The sequence below is a fragment of the Streptococcus sp. cx1 genome (assembly GCF_052384325.1).
In the GTDB taxonomy this organism is placed as follows: Bacteria; Bacillota; Bacilli; order Lactobacillales; family Streptococcaceae; genus Streptococcus; species Streptococcus salivarius_G.
Window position 1 is genome coordinate 716,225 of record NZ_JBQSUN010000001.1, and the last position, 15,730, is coordinate 731,954.

The following is a 15,730-nucleotide window of genomic DNA, read 5'->3' on the forward strand; positions in this document are numbered from 1 at the left end:
AGCCTAGGCTCTTTTTTCTTGACTTTATCAGCACCAATTCTTGCTACTACTGTTTTTTTGCGTTACAATGAAATTAAATCATTTTACAACTAATACAGAAAAAATCCAAAGGAATAACTATGTCAATTACCAAAGAATTTGATACGATTACTGCAATATCAACGCCTTTAGGTGAAGGTGCTATCGGTATTGTTCGCCTATCTGGAAGCGATGCTGTTGCTATTGCTAATAAGGTTTTTAAAGGAAAAAATCTAGAAACGGTCGCTTCACATACTATCAACTACGGCCATATCGTGGAAAATGATGAAACCATTGATGAAGTCATGGTCAGTGTTATGCGTGCACCAAAGACCTTTACACGTGAGGATGTTGTTGAAATCAACACACATGGTGGTGTCGCTGTAACCAATGAAATCCTTCAACTCCTTATCCGTTCTGGTGCTCGTATGGCCGAACCTGGAGAATTTACCAAACGTGCCTTCTTGAATGGTCGTGTGGACTTGACCCAGGCCGAAGCTGTCATGGATTTGATTCGTGCTAAGACTGATAAGGCTATGGCCGTTGCCGTTTCTCAACTTGATGGTTCGCTCAAGGATCTCATTAACAACACGCGCCAAGAAATCCTTAATACTTTGGCTCAAGTCGAAGTGAACATTGATTACCCAGAGTATGATGATGTTGAAGAAGTTACTACAAATCTAGTCCGTGAAAAAACGCAAGAGTTCCAAGCACTTCTAGAAAATCTTTTGGCTACTGCTAAACGAGGAAAAATTCTACGAGAAGGTCTTTCAACGGCAATCATTGGTCGTCCAAATGTCGGAAAATCTAGTCTTCTTAACAATCTCCTACGTGAAGAGAAAGCTATCGTCACAGATATTGAGGGTACAACACGTGATGTCATTGAAGAATACGTTAATATCAAAGGCGTTCCACTTAAGTTAATTGATACCGCTGGTATCCGTGACACAGACGATGTTGTTGAAAAAATTGGTGTAGAGCGTTCTAAAAAAGCTCTCGAAGAGGCTGACCTGGTTCTTCTTGTCCTCAATAGCTCTGAACCGTTAACTGAGCAAGACCGTACATTACTCGAAATCAGCCAAAATAGTAATCGAATTCTTCTCCTAAATAAGACAGACCTTCCACAAGCAATCCAAATGGAAGAGCTTCCTGAAGATGTCATTCCGATTTCAGTCCTCAAGAATGAAAACATCGACAAAATTGAAGATCGCATCAATCAACTCTTCTTTGATAATGCTGGTCTAGTGGAGAAAGATGCTACTTATCTCTCAAATGCCCGTCACATTTCACTCATTGAAAAAGCTCTCGAAAGTCTTGAAGCAGTCAATCAAGGTCTTGAATTAGGCATGCCTGTTGACCTCTTACAAGTTGATATGACACGTACCTGGGAAATTTTGGGAGAAATTACTGGTGACGCTGCCCCAGATGAACTCATTACGCAACTCTTTAGTCAGTTCTGTCTAGGGAAATAAACATAACTAAATTTATGTAAAAAGATGCTCTGTCATCTTTTTGTTTTGCTTGTAGCTAATACAGAAATAAAGTTATGTAAACTAAAAACTATCAATACCATAAGACGATTTACTCATGCTTTTTAAGAAAGAAAATGCTATTATGGTACTATCCTATGATTTTGAAAGGTTTGCCATGAGTCAAGCAGCTACTGATACAGATTTTAAACATTTGATAGACTTCGACGATAATCTGCTTCCATTTCGATTGACGGAAACTAAGGTTGAAAATGGACGCCCTGATATTCTTTTTCATTGGCATCCAGAGCTTGAGATTCAGTACGTTTATGAGGGGACGGCTCGTTATCACATTGATTATGACTATTTTGACAGTCAGGCTGGAGATATTTTTTTAATTCGTCCGAATGGCCTTCATTCGATTCACCCCGTAGATAATCAGCCTCATCATACGGACACCTTACATTTTCATTTGGATATGCTGGGACAGTCGCTGGTGGACCCGCTTAGTCTACGCTACCTACAGCCTTTACAGAATTCTAATTTCAAGTTTAAACAATGCCTGAGACCGTCAGACGAGGGGTATAGGGAAGTCAAAGCTCTCCTCTTTGAGATTTTTAAGATGATTCGTCAGAAAGATCGTCACTATGAACTTCTTCTCAAGTCAAAGTTGGAAGAATTAATCTACCTCCTCTACTTCTATCGTTTGGTAGAGCGAAAAACTTCAGATGATCATTATCGTAAGAATGAAAAGATTCGGGAAATCATTGATTACATTAACCAACACTATGCCGAAAATCTCACTATTGAAAAGTTATCAGAGCTTATGGGGTATAGTAAGACCCACTTTATGACGATTTTTAAGCAACATACAGGTACCTCTTGTACAGAATTTATCATTCAAGCAAGACTCAATGCTGCTTGCGAGGAGCTTCGTAATACCGTTAAACCAGTTTTGGAAATTGCTACTAATGTTGGTTTTAATAACCTATCCAATTTCAACCGCCAATTTAAACACTATTACGACCAAACTCCAAGCCAGTATCGAAAAACACATAGCAACAAGAAGAAAACAAAAAAGAGTTAGCCAAATGGTTAACTCTTTTTTTATCTGCAAACTTCTTAGTTTTTCTCTTTGCCTTTGTGTTTACCACTAAGTCCAAAGAGAGTTAGCAACATGCCAAGTCCGAGGAGACCTGCGTGTGAGCCCTTGTCACCTGTTGTAGGAAGAACTTCAGTTTGAGCAGAAGCTTCTGTCACTTTTCCAGTTTCTTTAAGTGCTTCGCTTCTTGTTGAAATGAAGAATACTTTGCCATTAGGAGTCGTCACTACTTTAGATACGACTGGTTTGCTAGTTTCTAAATCTTTAGCAATAGTTGATGGAGTAACAGGTTCCAAAGGATTAAGTGTAGGGTCTGCTGCATTTTCTTTTTTGTTCAAGGCAGCAAAATCAGCACTTGAAATTGAAATGGTACGTGAATTTGGATTGATAACGGCATACTTAGAAAGGTCTGCATGTGTCAAGTAATCCGCAAAGACGGTATCCATTGAAGGACCTTCTTCACGAGGACCACCAAGCATTGTGTAGCCATCACCACCAGCAGCTAAGAAGTCATTCGTTACAAGGTAGTAAGTTTCATTAGTGTTGAGTGGTTTATAGGTACCAGTTTCTGGATTAAAAATGTCAATTGACAAGATACGTTTTTCTGCTGGAAGTGTTGTGTCATAATAAACACGAGCTCCTGATACTTGAAGGAAACCGCCAGATGGTTCAAGAAGAGCTTGACCATTTTCATCTAGAACAGTTTTACCACTTTCGTCAACTTGGAGAATAGAACCAAGAGATTTGACAAACATATCATGGATATTTTGACCTGTCACTTGAATTTGAGCAACTGAGTTACCAAATGGAAGAACGGCAATGATATCACCTTTAGTGATTGGTTTGTCTTTGGCAATTGTCTCACGAAGACCACCACCGTTTGTTACGGCAAGGTTAGACTTGTGTGTGAAGGCTGATTGTCCATAATCTAAGAGAGAATCAGCGACAACATTACCAAGGTTAGTTTCGCGAACACGAACGTCCATACGGTTACCGCTAAGTTTAACTGGACTATTTTCGATAACGACTTTCGAAGAATCTGCCTTGTATTTAGCTTGGATATCATCAATCATAGCTTTAACTGTTGGGTTAACTTGATAATTCTTCTTAGCTTCGTCGTGTGAGATTACGCCATGTGACAAGATACGGTCAGAATTATAAACGACGCGGCCGACATTGTTAAGGTAGCTACCAGTTTGGTTGTAAGTGACATTATCGCCGTATGTTGCTGTGTGAAGAGTGTGTGAGTGACCATCAAGGACAAGAACACGTTTTCCTTTCAAAGGTGCATAGTTTGAAAGAGCTTCTGCCAATGTTGATCCACGCCATTCAACTGGAGTTGTTGTATCAATACCCAAGTGACTAAGGACAACATAAGTCTTGTATTCCTTACCTTCGGCACGGGCATTTGATTCCACTTGGTCAACAACAGCCTTAACTTCAGTAATAGGATCAGTGAAAGAGACACCAGGGATATTACGTGGGTGTGTCTTAGTAGCTGTTTCAGGTGTAGTGACACCAATAACAACTACTTCATCTCCATCAACACCAGGTGTTTTGTCAACGATTGTAGATGGTTGGAAAAGACGGACGCCATCTACATATACGTTAGATGTGATGATTGGGAAATTGATTTGTTTGCTCAAACGACGCAATTGGTCAAGACCAAAGTCAAACTCATGGTTACCCACTGTCATGGCATCAAAACCAACAGCATTCATGACGCTTGCCATGTCTTCACCCTTAGAACTGTTTGAGATTGGAAGTCCTTGGAATGAGTCCCCGGAGTCAAAGACAAGGGTTGTTCCTTTTGAACGAGAATCATTTACGATACCAGACAAAAGGGCATCACCAATAACTCCGTTACGATCATCTTCAACCATACGACCGTGAACATCGTTGGTGTGAAGGACAGTTACAGTGTCGTTGCTGGCACTTGTGCTAGCATTTGTCACGACTTCTGTTGTAGGAGTTGCGGCTGCAGTTGCTGTTTCACTTGCTGTAGCAGCAGGTGTTTCGCTTGTTTCAGCTGTTGAAGCAGTAACAACTGATGTTGAACTAGCTACTAGTGCTGCAGACTCGCTAGATGCAGTTGTTGCTACAGTAGATGTCGCATTGGTAGTTGCCTCTGTAGCTACTACTTCAGTGCTTGGTGCTGTTACAGCTGCATGAGTTTCTACCTCGTCTGCTTGGACAGCATTGGCCAAGATGGCAGTTGAGACAAGTAGGGTTGATAGGGTCGTTGCAACGACTGTTTTCTTCTTCATTCCAAAATACCTTTCTGATTGTTAAATCGTTTTTATTATACCACATTTATAAGATTAGAATTAAATAAATTTCAATGTTTTATTAGATAATAAAACAATTTTTTAATAATCAATAGGTAGCTAAACGTTTTTCAAGATAGCCTTGAAGCAGTTCAAAAGTAAAGCTCAAAGTCCAGTAAATAAGGGCGATTAGGATATACATAGACATGTAGTCATACTCACGCCCACCGATAATCTTAGCATTTTGGAAAATGTCAGGCACTGTAATCATAGCCGCCAACGAGGAACTCTTTACCATGTCAATGATGACATTACCAAGAGGTGCTACTGCTATACGCATGGCCTGAGGTAAGATAATTCGACGGATAATAGACTTCTTAGGAAGACCAAGAGAGCGAGCGGCTTCCCACTGCCCCTTATCTACGGCAGCTATGGATGAACGAAAAATCTCTGCCATATAAGCGGCACTAACACAGGAGAAACCAATAAAGGCACAAAGAAGGGCGGGCAGCTGAACACCAACGTAAGGCAAACCAAAATAAAGAATGAAGAGCACGACCAACATAGGGACCCCACGCATGATGGAAATATAAACACGGGCAGGATACTTCAACCAAGGTTTTTGCGACATCCGCATAAAGGCAAGGATGATGGCAAATACATTCCCCACCATAAAGCTTAAAAGGGAAATCCCCAAAGTATAGGGCAAACCTGATAGAACATAGGGAATGCTCTTTAGAATCAGTGAAAAATCAATAATCATAAGTCTATCTTTCTAAACAATTCTTTAGCAAATAAGCGATCCAATTGGATCGCTCATATTATTCAACATCAGAGATGTCAATCTCAGTGTAGTCAACTTTCGTTTTCTTTGTAACGTCTTGACCAGCAAAGAACTTCTCTGAAATCTTGGTAAGGGTACCATCTTTCTTCATGTCTTTGATAGCTTTATTAACTTTTTCTTGAAGAGTTTTATTCTTCAATGAGAAAGTAAAGCTTGTTGAGTAAGGGTTACTGTAGATACCATCGTTGATCTTAACAGGGTACTTGTCTTTGATAGCGGCTACTGCCATCTTTTGCAAATAGTAATCATTGACGATAACGTCTGTACGACCATTTACCAAGTCTTGCATATAAACGTCATTGGTAACATTGTCATATACGACAAGTTCAGCACCCATTTTTTTGGCAATCTTCATGTACTTGGTACTTGCAGCACCGGCTGCTTTCTTGCCTTTGAGGTCCTTCCATGAAGAAATTCCTGAATTATCTGATTCACGGACTACCATGGATGTAAATGAATACTTGTATGGTTCAGAACGCAAGAATTTTTTAACGTTCTTGTTGTCATCTTCGAGTGAGTAGTTAGCGATATCTACTTGACCACTATTTACAGCGGTAAGCATGCCATCCACGCCCATCTCCGTGAAGTCAATTTTCAACTTAAGACGTTTTCCAACTTCTTTGAGAATCTCAACGTCATAACCAGTCAAATTGTTCTTATCATCGTGGTAGCTTTGTGGGTAAAGAGTTCCAGCAGTCGCAACCTTGATGCTCCCACGTTTCTCAATCTTTTCCCAGTTCTTCTCACCTGTACTCTGTGACGAGCAGGCAACCAAAAAGACCGCAGCCAAAATTAGGCTAAATACGGCGAAAAATCTCTTTTTCATCTATGTGTGTCTCCTTAAAAAATGAAGTTAAGTTAAAAACTTATAATCTTAGCCTACACTATTTGAAAGGGTTTCACAAAATATTGAACTGCAAATGAGAATGTCTAGCTAAAAACCGAACATTCTTCCATCTGTTGGGTCAAGTGTAAGAGGAGGTCCTCTCTTCCCTTGGCAGCTGTCAGTTGAACACCGAGTGAGAGACCCTGCTCGTCCCGATAGACAGGTAAAGAAATCGATGGTTGTCCCGTCAGGTTAGCTTGTTGCGTGAAAGGTGTCCAGTCTAAGCTGTCCGCAAACATTTCCCAAATAAGTTCCTGCTGCTTTGGCCAGTCAAAATCAGCCATATGTTTGAGTTGATTTTGTAAGTTTTCAGAAAGGGCAAACTGTCCATGCTTAGGTGCCACATCCGCAACTGTTGGTGTTAGAAGAATATCGTAAGTCTCATGAAAATTCGCCATCTGATGGCTATACTGATCCCACTGGGCTAGAATTTTAGAGTAAATTTTAGCAGGAATCTTTTGCCCAGATTGGAAAATAGCCCAAGTCATCAACTCCATATCTTCAAAGGTCATCTTCCGTCCTAAACCAGCCTCTATGGAATCAAACATGGCAGCCGTCTCGACACTATTCATGATGTAGTAAGACTGCATGGCTTCAACCCCATTCAAGGGCTGGTCGCTGATTTCATGCACATAATGTCCTAGACTTTCCAATTTTCTAGCAGCTTTTTTTGTCGCTGCAATAGCAGATTCAGACACCTTACCACCAATAGGAGAGAGAGTCGAAAAAGCAATCTTCAAAGGTTTAACTGGTTCTTCTAAAGACACTTTGCTAAGCTTCGGTATAATAAAGGGACTTTCCATCTGACACGTCTGCATGTGATAGAGTAAACGTTTTGTATCTCGTACAGTCTTAGTCAAGGCAAACTGGACAGAGGCTCCCTGCCAGCCACGGAAAGAACTAGGACCGACAGGAATCCGTCCTCTTGTAGGCTTAAGACCAATTAGGCCGTTAAAGGAAGCTGGAATACGGATAGAGCCTCCACCGTCACTAGCTGGTGCCAAGGGAGAAATGCCAGAACTCACAAGAGCTGCCGCACCACCACTTGAGCCACCAGCATTACGTGTCACATCGTCAGGCAAATTAACAGGACCGTGAATCTGAGCATCACTGATATTTTTGAAGCCAAACTCAGGAGTGCTAGAACGCCCTAAAATAATAAAGCCCAATTCCTCAAATTTCTTAACATAATTATCTGTTTCCGTTGCATGATAACTTGTAAATAGACGAGAACCCGCGGTTGACGGCTCACCAGCTTGCTCTTGACCTAAATCTTTTAGAAAAATCGGGACTCCAGCAAAAGGTTTCTCTGAGAAGTCTCTAGCTTCTGCTTCTTTCAATGCTTTCTCGTAGCGTTGACTGACGATAGCATTTATTTTAGGATTCGTCCTCTCCGCTTCACGAATGGTAACCTCCACTAGTTCTCGGGAACTGACCGTCTTATTTTTCACGGCTTGAGCCATTGCCGTTGCATCTGACCACTCATTAATTGTCATCATATACTCTCCCTGCTTATCTTTTCCTAAATTATACTAAAAAAAGCGAAACGCCTAAAACGTTCCGCCTTAAATCTTGATAATTAGTCTTGCCAAGTCTCTTGATTTTCTTTGAATTTCTTCAAAAGTTGAAGTCCATCTGCTGTGATGTAGCCTTGAACTTTAGCGACTTTGATCAACTCAGTGTAGTTTGAAAGAGTAACCAATTTCACACCAGCATCCGCAAAGTTTTTCTCAGCTTTTGGCAATTCGTAAGTGAAGATAGCAACAACACCGATAACATCAGCCCCTTCACGCTCTGCAGCTGCTACAGCATCAAGTACTGAACCACCAGTTGAAATCAAGTCTTCAACAACAACCATTTTTTCGCCTTTAACCACACGACCTTCGATTTGATTACCAGCACCGTGATCTTTTGGTTTGCTACGGATGTAGGCAAATGGAAGATTCATCTTGTCAGCGATGATCGCACCGTGAGGAATACCAGCAGTTGCAGTACCTGCAATCACTTCTACTTCTGGGAATTCTTCCTTAATCTTTTCCACGAAACCATTTTCAATAAGTGTACGAGTTTCTGGATAAGACAAAGTAATACGGTTGTCTGTGTAGATTGGTGATTTAATTCCTGATGCCCATGTAAATGGTTCTTCAGGTTTAAGGTAAACAGCCTTGATATCGAGCAAGTCAGATGCGATTTGTGATGCTAATGTCATAATTATTATCCTCCGTAAAGCGTTTTCTATTCTTTATTATAACCTAATTCCATCTATTTTCCTATGAAATAAGGTCTTTTTGAAAATTTATTGACCGTTCCATTGGACCTTAATGTCGTGATAAGCTGCTACTGGATCATCAGCTTGTGTAATTGGACGACCTACAACAATGTAATCTGAACCAATTTGACGAGCATCGGCAGGTGTCATGACACGTTTTTGGTCACCAACTGCTGCTCCTGCTGGACGGATACCAGGTGTCAAACAAACGAAATCTTCATTTGTCGCTTCTTTGATTTTTGCTACTTCGTGTGCTGAGCAGACAACACCATCAAGACCTGCTTCAGCAGTCTTCTTAGCATAATGAACCACTGATTCTTGAAGTGTGGTTTGGGTATTTTGGAAATCACGCATCTGCTCTTCAGAGGTAGAGGTCAACTGTGTTACAGCAATCAAGATTGGACCATCTCCCAAGCCCTCACGCGCAGCCTTCATCATTTCCACACCACCAGCCGCATGCACATTAGTCATATCAACGCCAAGGTTAGACAAGACACGCATAGCTGATTTCACAGTATTTGGAATATCGTGAAGCTTAAGGTCAAGGAAAACACTATGGCCAAGGTCTTTAACGTAGCGCACAATCTCAGGCCCAGCAGCATAGTAGAGCTCCATACCAATCTTCACATAGAGCTTTTCATCAGCAGGAAACTTAGCAAGGAAAGCCTTCACATCCTCAAAAGTCGGGAAATCAAGGGCAATAACAGGACGATTTTCTCTCATTTCTTATATCCTTTCACACAAAAAACCTCCGCCAGTCAGCGAAGGTTGCACGAAAATAGGGCAGTTCCTACCCTTTAGTGATGCCGTAGCATCTCAGTACACCTTTCTCGCCTCTCTGGACTCGATTAAAGGTTCGGTTCAATTTGTTCTATTATAGCGCTTTTATATGGGAATGTCAAAGGGGGATTTTGTTCTAAATACCTAATCTTAAACCTCTACTTCTATTGATTATATCCATTTTTACATTGTAAAAATTTAATGTAAAATTTATTGCTTTTTATATTTTTACATTGTAAAATAATCTTGTAAAATAAGAAAGAGGTGTTAACATGCTTGAACAACTATTGAAAATGCATGCTGAAAAAATTCGAGTTAACAGTAACTCTGATGAATATCAGAAGGTAATGAAACAGATAGAAAATTATCAAGTCGAAAAGCACTTGCCATCGGCTACCATGCTTTATGATATACTAGATAAGCTAGCAGATCTTTCAGTAAGTGATAATATGACAGACGATGAAACTGACTATTTGGAATGGAAAGATAATATTCATATCGAAAAACTTGATTCGGGAGATTTTATAATTTATTACTTGGATCGTTTCTTTATGAGTATTTCAGAAGATAAGAGGAATAACATATGGGATATAATTAAAGAACGCTATGAGACGAAAAAGAAAATTAAACTTAAGAATGAGGTAATTGATACATTTGTAGTTCAGTTACAAACAACACTTAAGGCTCCTATTGAAATTTTTTCTCCAGAAGAAGAAAAAATTGTCATTAGTTTCCTTGATTTTATAGAAAATCAAGGAAATATATTAAATCAAAACGACTCAGAAATTTATGATGCAATTCTAAAAAACGGTATAGATCTAGGGGTTCTACTAAACCAATTAATTAAAGCTTACCCAACAGGTGAACAAAATAAGGTTACTTTTCTAGGGGAAGGATTTGATGCTCAGAATCTATATGACACACTACAATATTACAGTAATCAACATTCAGATAGTTTTGAAGAAAACTTCAACAATGAATCTACTAAGTTACTAGATAAAACTATTGAAAAAGTTATCACTAATTTGGATGAAGAATCTATTCCTCTTATTCTATATTGTAACGAACTAGAAACAACAAAAATAGTACTAAATTCGGTTTACGAGAAAATAAATGAATTACACCCAGAACTAAATGTTGAATACTTCAATGCCTCCGAATTTGAAGATATTATTACATCAAATAAAGATGATGGAATTTCTCAGAACGTTTCTGAAATTTTTGAAGGAATTGATTTTCTTGTTTTTGAGGGTGTCGACTCCCTCAAAACTGAATTTATTGGCTAAAAAAGAACTTATTAAACTAACAAAATGGTTACAAAATAAAGGTCAACAGGTCTTATTTTCTAGTTTCGTGAGGCCAGAAAATATAGAAATGTTTATAAGTGAAGACATTATTTCGGATGGACACATTATCGATATTACTACGAGAGAGGTTGCTGTATGATTGGAAAATGGTTAAAAGAGAAACGTGAAAATCTATCTTTGACTGCTCAAGATATCAAGCAGGAAACAAAAACATCATCAACACTTATCTCACTAGTTGAAACTGGGAAACGACTTCCCTCAGAAAAATTCCTAGAGAGTTATCTTTTAGTTCTTGCTAAAGCTAGTGGTTTTGACGAGACTTTACGGGATCGCTATACAACAACTGAGTGTTTTGAGAAATGGAAAAGTAAACTTACCATTGAACATAAAGGAAAAGATACTATATATTATAGCTGTGGTCGAAAAATTTGTGTGGATTCTAAAGGTTTATATCTAAAGAACATCGAACCTTATGATTTGCATGTATATTTCATAGGTTATAGTTGGAGTGATTTTGCTGATTATCAAAATAGTTACTTGAAACAGGAACTGAATATTGATGTATTAAAATCAACACCAAATCGTCTTAATAAAAAAATTGATCTTATTGAAACATTAGATATAGACGCAGAAGTTACGCAGTATTGGCTTGAGAAATACAGAGATGAACTAAAAAAACTTATTGAGGACTCTTTTGATGAGTTACCCAAGTCTTACGAGAAAATATATTATTCACTTACAAAATTTGGACTTGAAGAAGAAATAAAGAAAGAGAATTCAAATGGAATTGAGATTTCACAACTCTCTCAACTTAACTTAGTTCTAGATGGCGAACAGTTAACAGATGGGGAATTAGAGGCAATTGCCACTGTAATTGAGGGAATCAGAGCTCGAAGAAGAAAATAATCAAAAAAAGATGGAAGTTTTAGTTTCCATCTTTTTACTTTTAAATCAATTATTCTATTTCCCCAACAAGTCTGTTCGAACTTCCTCACGTAAGTCTTCAAGTGTTGTGATGCCGTACTTGTCCATGACTTCAGGGAGTCGGTCGATGATTTTAGGGCAGGCATATGGATCTGCGAAGTTGGCTGTTCCGACACCGATGGCTGAGGCACCAGCGATGAACATTTCGATAGCCGCTTCGGCACTGTCAACGCCACCCATACCGATGATTGGAAGGTCTGAAGCTAGAGCAACTTGTCGGATAAGTTTAAGGGCTACTGGAAATACGGCTGGCCCCGACATGCCACCTTGACCGTTGGCAATGATAGGTTTGCGAGTAGCCAAGTCATAGCGTGTTCCGACCAAGGTGTTAATCATGGTGAAACCTGTCGCACCGGCATCTTCGACTGCTTTGGCGACACTTGTGATGTCAGCCACGCTTGGTGTCAGTTTGACATAGACAGGCACATCAGAGTGAGAAACACTGGCTTTTACTGCCGCATAGGCAAGCTCTGGGACTTGTCCGATGAGAAGGCCGTTATTGCCATGGTCCACGTTTGGACATGAGATATTAAGCTCGATTGCCTTGACATTGCTGGCTTTGGAAATCTTGTGAGAGACTTCCGCATACTCTTCGTTTGAAAATCCAGCTACATTGGCAATGATTGGAAGCTCAGGATAATGCTCTTGCAACCAAGGGAGTTTTTCAGACAAGACAGCATCAACACCAGGGTTTTGCAAGCCAATGGCATTAAGCATGCCTGATGGGGTCTCAGCCACACGGGGTGTCGGATTACCAAAACGAGGGTTGGCGGTCGTTGCCTTAATCATAATTGACCCTAGTTTGTCCAAATCATAATACTTGGCATACTCTTGACCAAAACCAAAGCAACCTGAGGCTGGGATAATAGGATTTTTCAAGTCGAGCCCTGGAAGGCTAATAGCTAAACGATTTTCTGATTTAATCTTTGACATGGTAACCTCCTAGACGATGACTTTTCCGGTAGGGAAGACTGGTCCTTCTTCGCAAACACGAAGATTTTTGGCGTCCGACTCTCCTTTAACGTGAACCACACAGGCATAGCAAGCACCCATACCACAAGCCATGCGGGCTTCCATAGAAACATAGGCGTGAGGGTGATTTTCAAACTTGCTATCGACATATTTAAGCATGCCTGGAGCTCCGCAACTGTAAACGGCATCTGGTGTCCAGTCGAAACCATCAATAACTGTCGAAACGTAACCCTTGATACCGTATGAACCGTCATCGGTCGTCACATAGACATCACCACAAGCCCTGAGTTTATCCTCCAAGATGACGGCATCCTTATTGGCAAAACCAATGACTGATATAACTTCAACTCCCTTAGCCTTCAACTGCTTGGCCGTCTCAACCAAAGGCGGTACACCAATACCACCACCAACAAGGAGGGCTTTCTGCCCTGCCTCAATAACAGAAATATCAAAACCATTTCCTTGAGGGCCCATGGTATCAATGGTTTGACCAGCTACCATCTTAGATAGAATAGCTGTACCCTCACGCTCCACACGATAAACAATGGTTGCCTCATTCTTGTCATAGTCAATCTCTGAAATGGAAATCGGACGACGAAGGAGCTTACTTGGGTCTGGTACCTTGAGATGAACGAACTGACCAACCTTCATATCCGCAACCATCTCTCCCTTAAGCACCATCTCGAAAATACGAGGTGCAATCTCACGCTGACTCACAATGGTTAAATCTTCAACTAATATCATGACAACCCTTTCTAAACTGCAAAATGTCATCAAAAAAACCTCGCCACATGGCAAGGTCGCACAAAAAATCACAGGAGAACCCTGTTTTTTCACCTGTCCGACCTTTCAAGCCTCTCTGGACTCATTTAAAGGTTATTTTGTGATTATTATAACCGTTTTCAAGACGGATGTCAAAGGAGAAAAGAAAAAACCAAAGCTCATAAAATTAAGCTAAGGTCACTCCAGCCTATAACTAGGCCGTCTGTTTGATACGTTCTCTATCATCTCATAGAGTAACTTAAATTGTCAATATTCCTAACAATAGGTGTTAGAATTTTTGAGCTAGGGTCATAAATAACATCATTTAAACAATCTGTCGTAAACCATAGTATGAGCCAACTGTTGACCATCGCCACCCAACAAATCAACCAAGGCGTAAGCAAAGGCTAATGCAGTTCCGGCACCACGGCTAGTGACAATATTGCCATCAACAACCACCAAGTCAGTTTGATGCTCGCCAGAAGCAATTTGTTCCTCAACACCTGGGAAACATGTGAATTTGCGACCTTCAAGAAGACCAGCACGTTCGAGAACAATTGGTGCCGCACAAATGGCAGCAACATATTTTCCAGCTTTTGCAGCCTCTTGAAGAGAGGCAATCAAAGTTTCGTTGTCGCGTAGATTAGTTGAGCCAGGCATACCTCCAGGAAGGACCACCAAGTCATAATCCGCAAAATTACCATCAAATACACCATCCATAGCAACTTGAATCCCATGTGAGCCAGTTACTGACGCACTTTCAAGTCCAAGCATGTTACAGTCAAACCCTGCTCGGCGGAAAACATCCACTGGGCTCAAGGCTTCGATTTCTTCAAATCCTTCCGCAAATACTACTGCTACTTTTGTCATGATATACCTCCAATTTGCTTATCACAAGATTCTATTACGCCTTAAATTATAGCAGTTTTAGAAGCAGGAAACAAACCATAAAAATGGCTCTTGAGCACGAAAAAAAGACAGTACAAGGACTGTCTTTGTCATCTTATCTAAACAAACTTGCTAGGATCCACAAGAGATAAATATGGGCTGGGTAGAAAATATAGAAGAAATTCTTGTTACCACTACCACGCTCACCATTATAGAAATACATAGGAATCGCAGCAAAAACCATCATCCACTGAACTCCTGTCGGATCAAAGAGATGGGCAATCACTGAAATAACAGCTAAGACAATGATTTGAGCCATGCGATTGGTACGGAAAATATAGAATAACAACCCCAAAATAACCATGACAAAGCCACCCTCAACCATGATAATACTTGGCACAAGTGACAAGATAAAGGCTACAATCTGCACAACGATTGGGTTTGCATGTGGCGTTTCAAATATGCCTGAAAGGATTACAACCGGAATAGATGAAAGAATCGGCAGGAGAAAGACACCAATCCCTTGAATTAACTCCTTGTTCGATTTATCGCGAAGCCCCTTAGCCAACAAATCCCAAGAACATATAAAAATCCCTGTAATAAAGAAGGTTGAGAAGGCATTATTGGTTAAACCGATACTACCATTATGAAAAATACTACCAATGATGGCGTTGCCAATGGTCATAAACCAACTCATGTAAAGCAACCGTCTGAGAAAAGCCATACGATCGTGTGTATAGTGAAAACTATCAGCAGCAAGAAAGAGGAAAATCGGGAAAGCCAGGCGTCCCAACATCGTCAACCATATAGGTGCCCCCATACTCCCGAACATCTGATAGATTTGGTCCAAAAACATAAGTGCAACAGCTAGGTATTTTAAATTAGTCGCATTGCATATCTTTTTTATATCGTTCATTTAATGCTCCTTTAATTTTCAGCATATTAAATGATACCACAAGTCAGATGTAAATTCAAAGGTATTCGGGATAATAAAAGCCATAACTTTTTAACTATTTTAGCGGAACAATTTTTGTAATAAAGAATGGTCCATAAGAATAACAAACTCAATTCCGACTACCCATCCCAAGCATTTCTAGAGGCTTTATGCTATAATAGTTAGGCAATATTTACGTTTATAACGTATGCAATTATTAAAAAAACTAACAAAGCCCATAAACTCTG

General features: G+C 40.0%; 14 protein-coding genes. 4 read left to right on the plus strand and 10 right to left on the minus strand.

Going from position 1 to position 15,730, the window contains the following annotated elements:
• The first annotated feature begins 119 nt into the window (after nucleotides 1-119).
• Together mnmE and ACT170_RS03340 are read left to right on the plus strand one after the other, a co-directional pair.
• Nucleotides 120-1,490, plus strand: a complete 1,371-nt coding sequence (gene mnmE, locus ACT170_RS03335; protein ID WP_444818025.1) for a tRNA uridine-5-carboxymethylaminomethyl(34) synthesis GTPase MnmE — start codon at nucleotides 120-122, stop codon at nucleotides 1,488-1,490.
• Nucleotides 1,491-1,632: 142 nt separating this feature from the next.
• Nucleotides 1,633-2,574: an AraC family transcriptional regulator gene (locus ACT170_RS03340; RefSeq protein WP_083306944.1), complete on the plus strand. Its 942-nt coding sequence runs from the start codon at nucleotides 1,633-1,635 to the stop codon at nucleotides 2,572-2,574.
• A gap of 35 nt (nucleotides 2,575-2,609) precedes the next feature.
• On the opposite strand, the gene nt5e is transcribed toward ACT170_RS03340, so the two are convergent.
• The 6 genes from nt5e to pyrF form a co-directional block, all read right to left on the minus strand.
• Nucleotides 2,610-4,856, minus strand: coding sequence for a cell surface ecto-5'-nucleotidase Nt5e (nt5e, locus tag ACT170_RS03345; protein ID WP_444818026.1), 2,247 nt, complete (start codon nucleotides 4,854-4,856; stop codon nucleotides 2,610-2,612).
• 109 nt (nucleotides 4,857-4,965) lie between these two features.
• Nucleotides 4,966-5,619 (minus strand): amino acid ABC transporter permease, encoded by a 654-nt coding sequence (locus tag ACT170_RS03350; protein WP_021144153.1) that lies wholly within the window; start codon nucleotides 5,617-5,619, stop codon nucleotides 4,966-4,968.
• Nucleotides 5,620-5,677: 58 nt separating this feature from the next.
• Complete coding sequence (locus tag ACT170_RS03355; RefSeq protein WP_002884961.1) at nucleotides 5,678-6,526, minus strand: transporter substrate-binding domain-containing protein; 849 nt, start codon at nucleotides 6,524-6,526, stop codon at nucleotides 5,678-5,680.
• A gap of 104 nt (nucleotides 6,527-6,630) precedes the next feature.
• Nucleotides 6,631-8,082, minus strand: coding sequence for an amidase (locus tag ACT170_RS03360; protein ID WP_444818051.1), 1,452 nt, complete (start codon nucleotides 8,080-8,082; stop codon nucleotides 6,631-6,633).
• An 83-nt stretch (nucleotides 8,083-8,165) separates the two neighbouring features.
• Complete coding sequence (gene pyrE / locus ACT170_RS03365; protein ID WP_004182503.1) at nucleotides 8,166-8,795, minus strand: orotate phosphoribosyltransferase; 630 nt, start codon at nucleotides 8,793-8,795, stop codon at nucleotides 8,166-8,168.
• An 87-nt stretch (nucleotides 8,796-8,882) separates the two neighbouring features.
• On the minus strand, nucleotides 8,883-9,578 hold the full coding sequence (gene pyrF, locus ACT170_RS03370) for an orotidine-5'-phosphate decarboxylase (RefSeq protein WP_444818027.1): 696 nt from the start codon (nucleotides 9,576-9,578) through the stop codon (nucleotides 8,883-8,885).
• 329 nt (nucleotides 9,579-9,907) lie between these two features.
• Between pyrF and ACT170_RS03375 the strand changes: the two genes are divergently transcribed.
• Together ACT170_RS03375 and ACT170_RS03380 are read left to right on the plus strand one after the other, a co-directional pair.
• The gene (locus ACT170_RS03375; RefSeq protein ID WP_247915576.1) at nucleotides 9,908-10,921 is read left to right on the plus strand and encodes a hypothetical protein; all 1,014 of its coding nucleotides are present in this window, start codon (nucleotides 9,908-9,910) and stop codon (nucleotides 10,919-10,921) included.
• A 156-nt stretch (nucleotides 10,922-11,077) separates the two neighbouring features.
• The gene (locus ACT170_RS03380) at nucleotides 11,078-11,848 is read left to right on the plus strand and encodes a helix-turn-helix domain-containing protein (RefSeq protein ID WP_070656204.1); all 771 of its coding nucleotides are present in this window, start codon (nucleotides 11,078-11,080) and stop codon (nucleotides 11,846-11,848) included.
• Between the two features lie 54 nt (nucleotides 11,849-11,902).
• Here ACT170_RS03380 and ACT170_RS03385 read toward each other — a convergent pair whose 3' ends face one another.
• The 4 genes from ACT170_RS03385 to ACT170_RS03400 form a co-directional block, all read right to left on the minus strand.
• A complete protein-coding gene (locus ACT170_RS03385) occupies nucleotides 11,903-12,859 on the minus strand; it encodes a dihydroorotate dehydrogenase (protein WP_247915578.1) in 957 nt (318 codons plus the stop codon).
• Nucleotides 12,860-12,868: 9 nt separating this feature from the next.
• A complete protein-coding gene (locus ACT170_RS03390) occupies nucleotides 12,869-13,642 on the minus strand; it encodes a dihydroorotate dehydrogenase electron transfer subunit (protein WP_037603246.1) in 774 nt (257 codons plus the stop codon).
• Between the two features lie 339 nt (nucleotides 13,643-13,981).
• Entirely contained in the window at nucleotides 13,982-14,530 is a 549-nt protein-coding gene (locus ACT170_RS03395) for a DJ-1 family glyoxalase III (RefSeq protein WP_037603244.1), read from the minus strand.
• A 133-nt stretch (nucleotides 14,531-14,663) separates the two neighbouring features.
• Nucleotides 14,664-15,464, minus strand: a complete 801-nt coding sequence (locus ACT170_RS03400; protein ID WP_444818028.1) for a TraX family protein — start codon at nucleotides 15,462-15,464, stop codon at nucleotides 14,664-14,666.
• Nucleotides 15,465-15,730: the final 266 nt, after the last annotated feature.

Bases quoted from the DNA above. Each gene is read 5' to 3' on its own strand.
- pyrF (WP_444818027.1), bottom strand. From the start codon at position 9,578: ATGAGAGAAAATCGTCCTGTTATTGCCCTTGATTTCCCGACTTTTGAG.
- ACT170_RS03395 (WP_037603244.1), bottom strand. From the start codon at position 14,530: ATGACAAAAGTAGCAGTAGTATTTGCGGAAGGATTTGAAGAAATCGAA.
- ACT170_RS03380 (WP_070656204.1), top strand. From the start codon at position 11,078: ATGATTGGAAAATGGTTAAAAGAGAAACGTGAAAATCTATCTTTGACT.
- ACT170_RS03355 (WP_002884961.1), bottom strand. From the start codon at position 6,526: ATGAAAAAGAGATTTTTCGCCGTATTTAGCCTAATTTTGGCTGCGGTC.
- ACT170_RS03375 (WP_247915576.1), top strand. From the start codon at position 9,908: ATGCTTGAACAACTATTGAAAATGCATGCTGAAAAAATTCGAGTTAAC.
- ACT170_RS03350 (WP_021144153.1), bottom strand. From the start codon at position 5,619: ATGATTATTGATTTTTCACTGATTCTAAAGAGCATTCCCTATGTTCTA.
- nt5e (WP_444818026.1), bottom strand. From the start codon at position 4,856: ATGAAGAAGAAAACAGTCGTTGCAACGACCCTATCAACCCTACTTGTC.
- mnmE (WP_444818025.1), top strand. From the start codon at position 120: ATGTCAATTACCAAAGAATTTGATACGATTACTGCAATATCAACGCCT.
- pyrE (WP_004182503.1), bottom strand. From the start codon at position 8,795: ATGACATTAGCATCACAAATCGCATCTGACTTGCTCGATATCAAGGCT.
- ACT170_RS03340 (WP_083306944.1), top strand. From the start codon at position 1,633: ATGGTACTATCCTATGATTTTGAAAGGTTTGCCATGAGTCAAGCAGCT.
- ACT170_RS03390 (WP_037603246.1), bottom strand. From the start codon at position 13,642: ATGATATTAGTTGAAGATTTAACCATTGTGAGTCAGCGTGAGATTGCA.
- ACT170_RS03385 (WP_247915578.1), bottom strand. From the start codon at position 12,859: ATGTCAAAGATTAAATCAGAAAATCGTTTAGCTATTAGCCTTCCAGGG.
- ACT170_RS03400 (WP_444818028.1), bottom strand. From the start codon at position 15,464: ATGAACGATATAAAAAAGATATGCAATGCGACTAATTTAAAATACCTA.
- ACT170_RS03360 (WP_444818051.1), bottom strand. From the start codon at position 8,082: ATGACAATTAATGAGTGGTCAGATGCAACGGCAATGGCTCAAGCCGTG.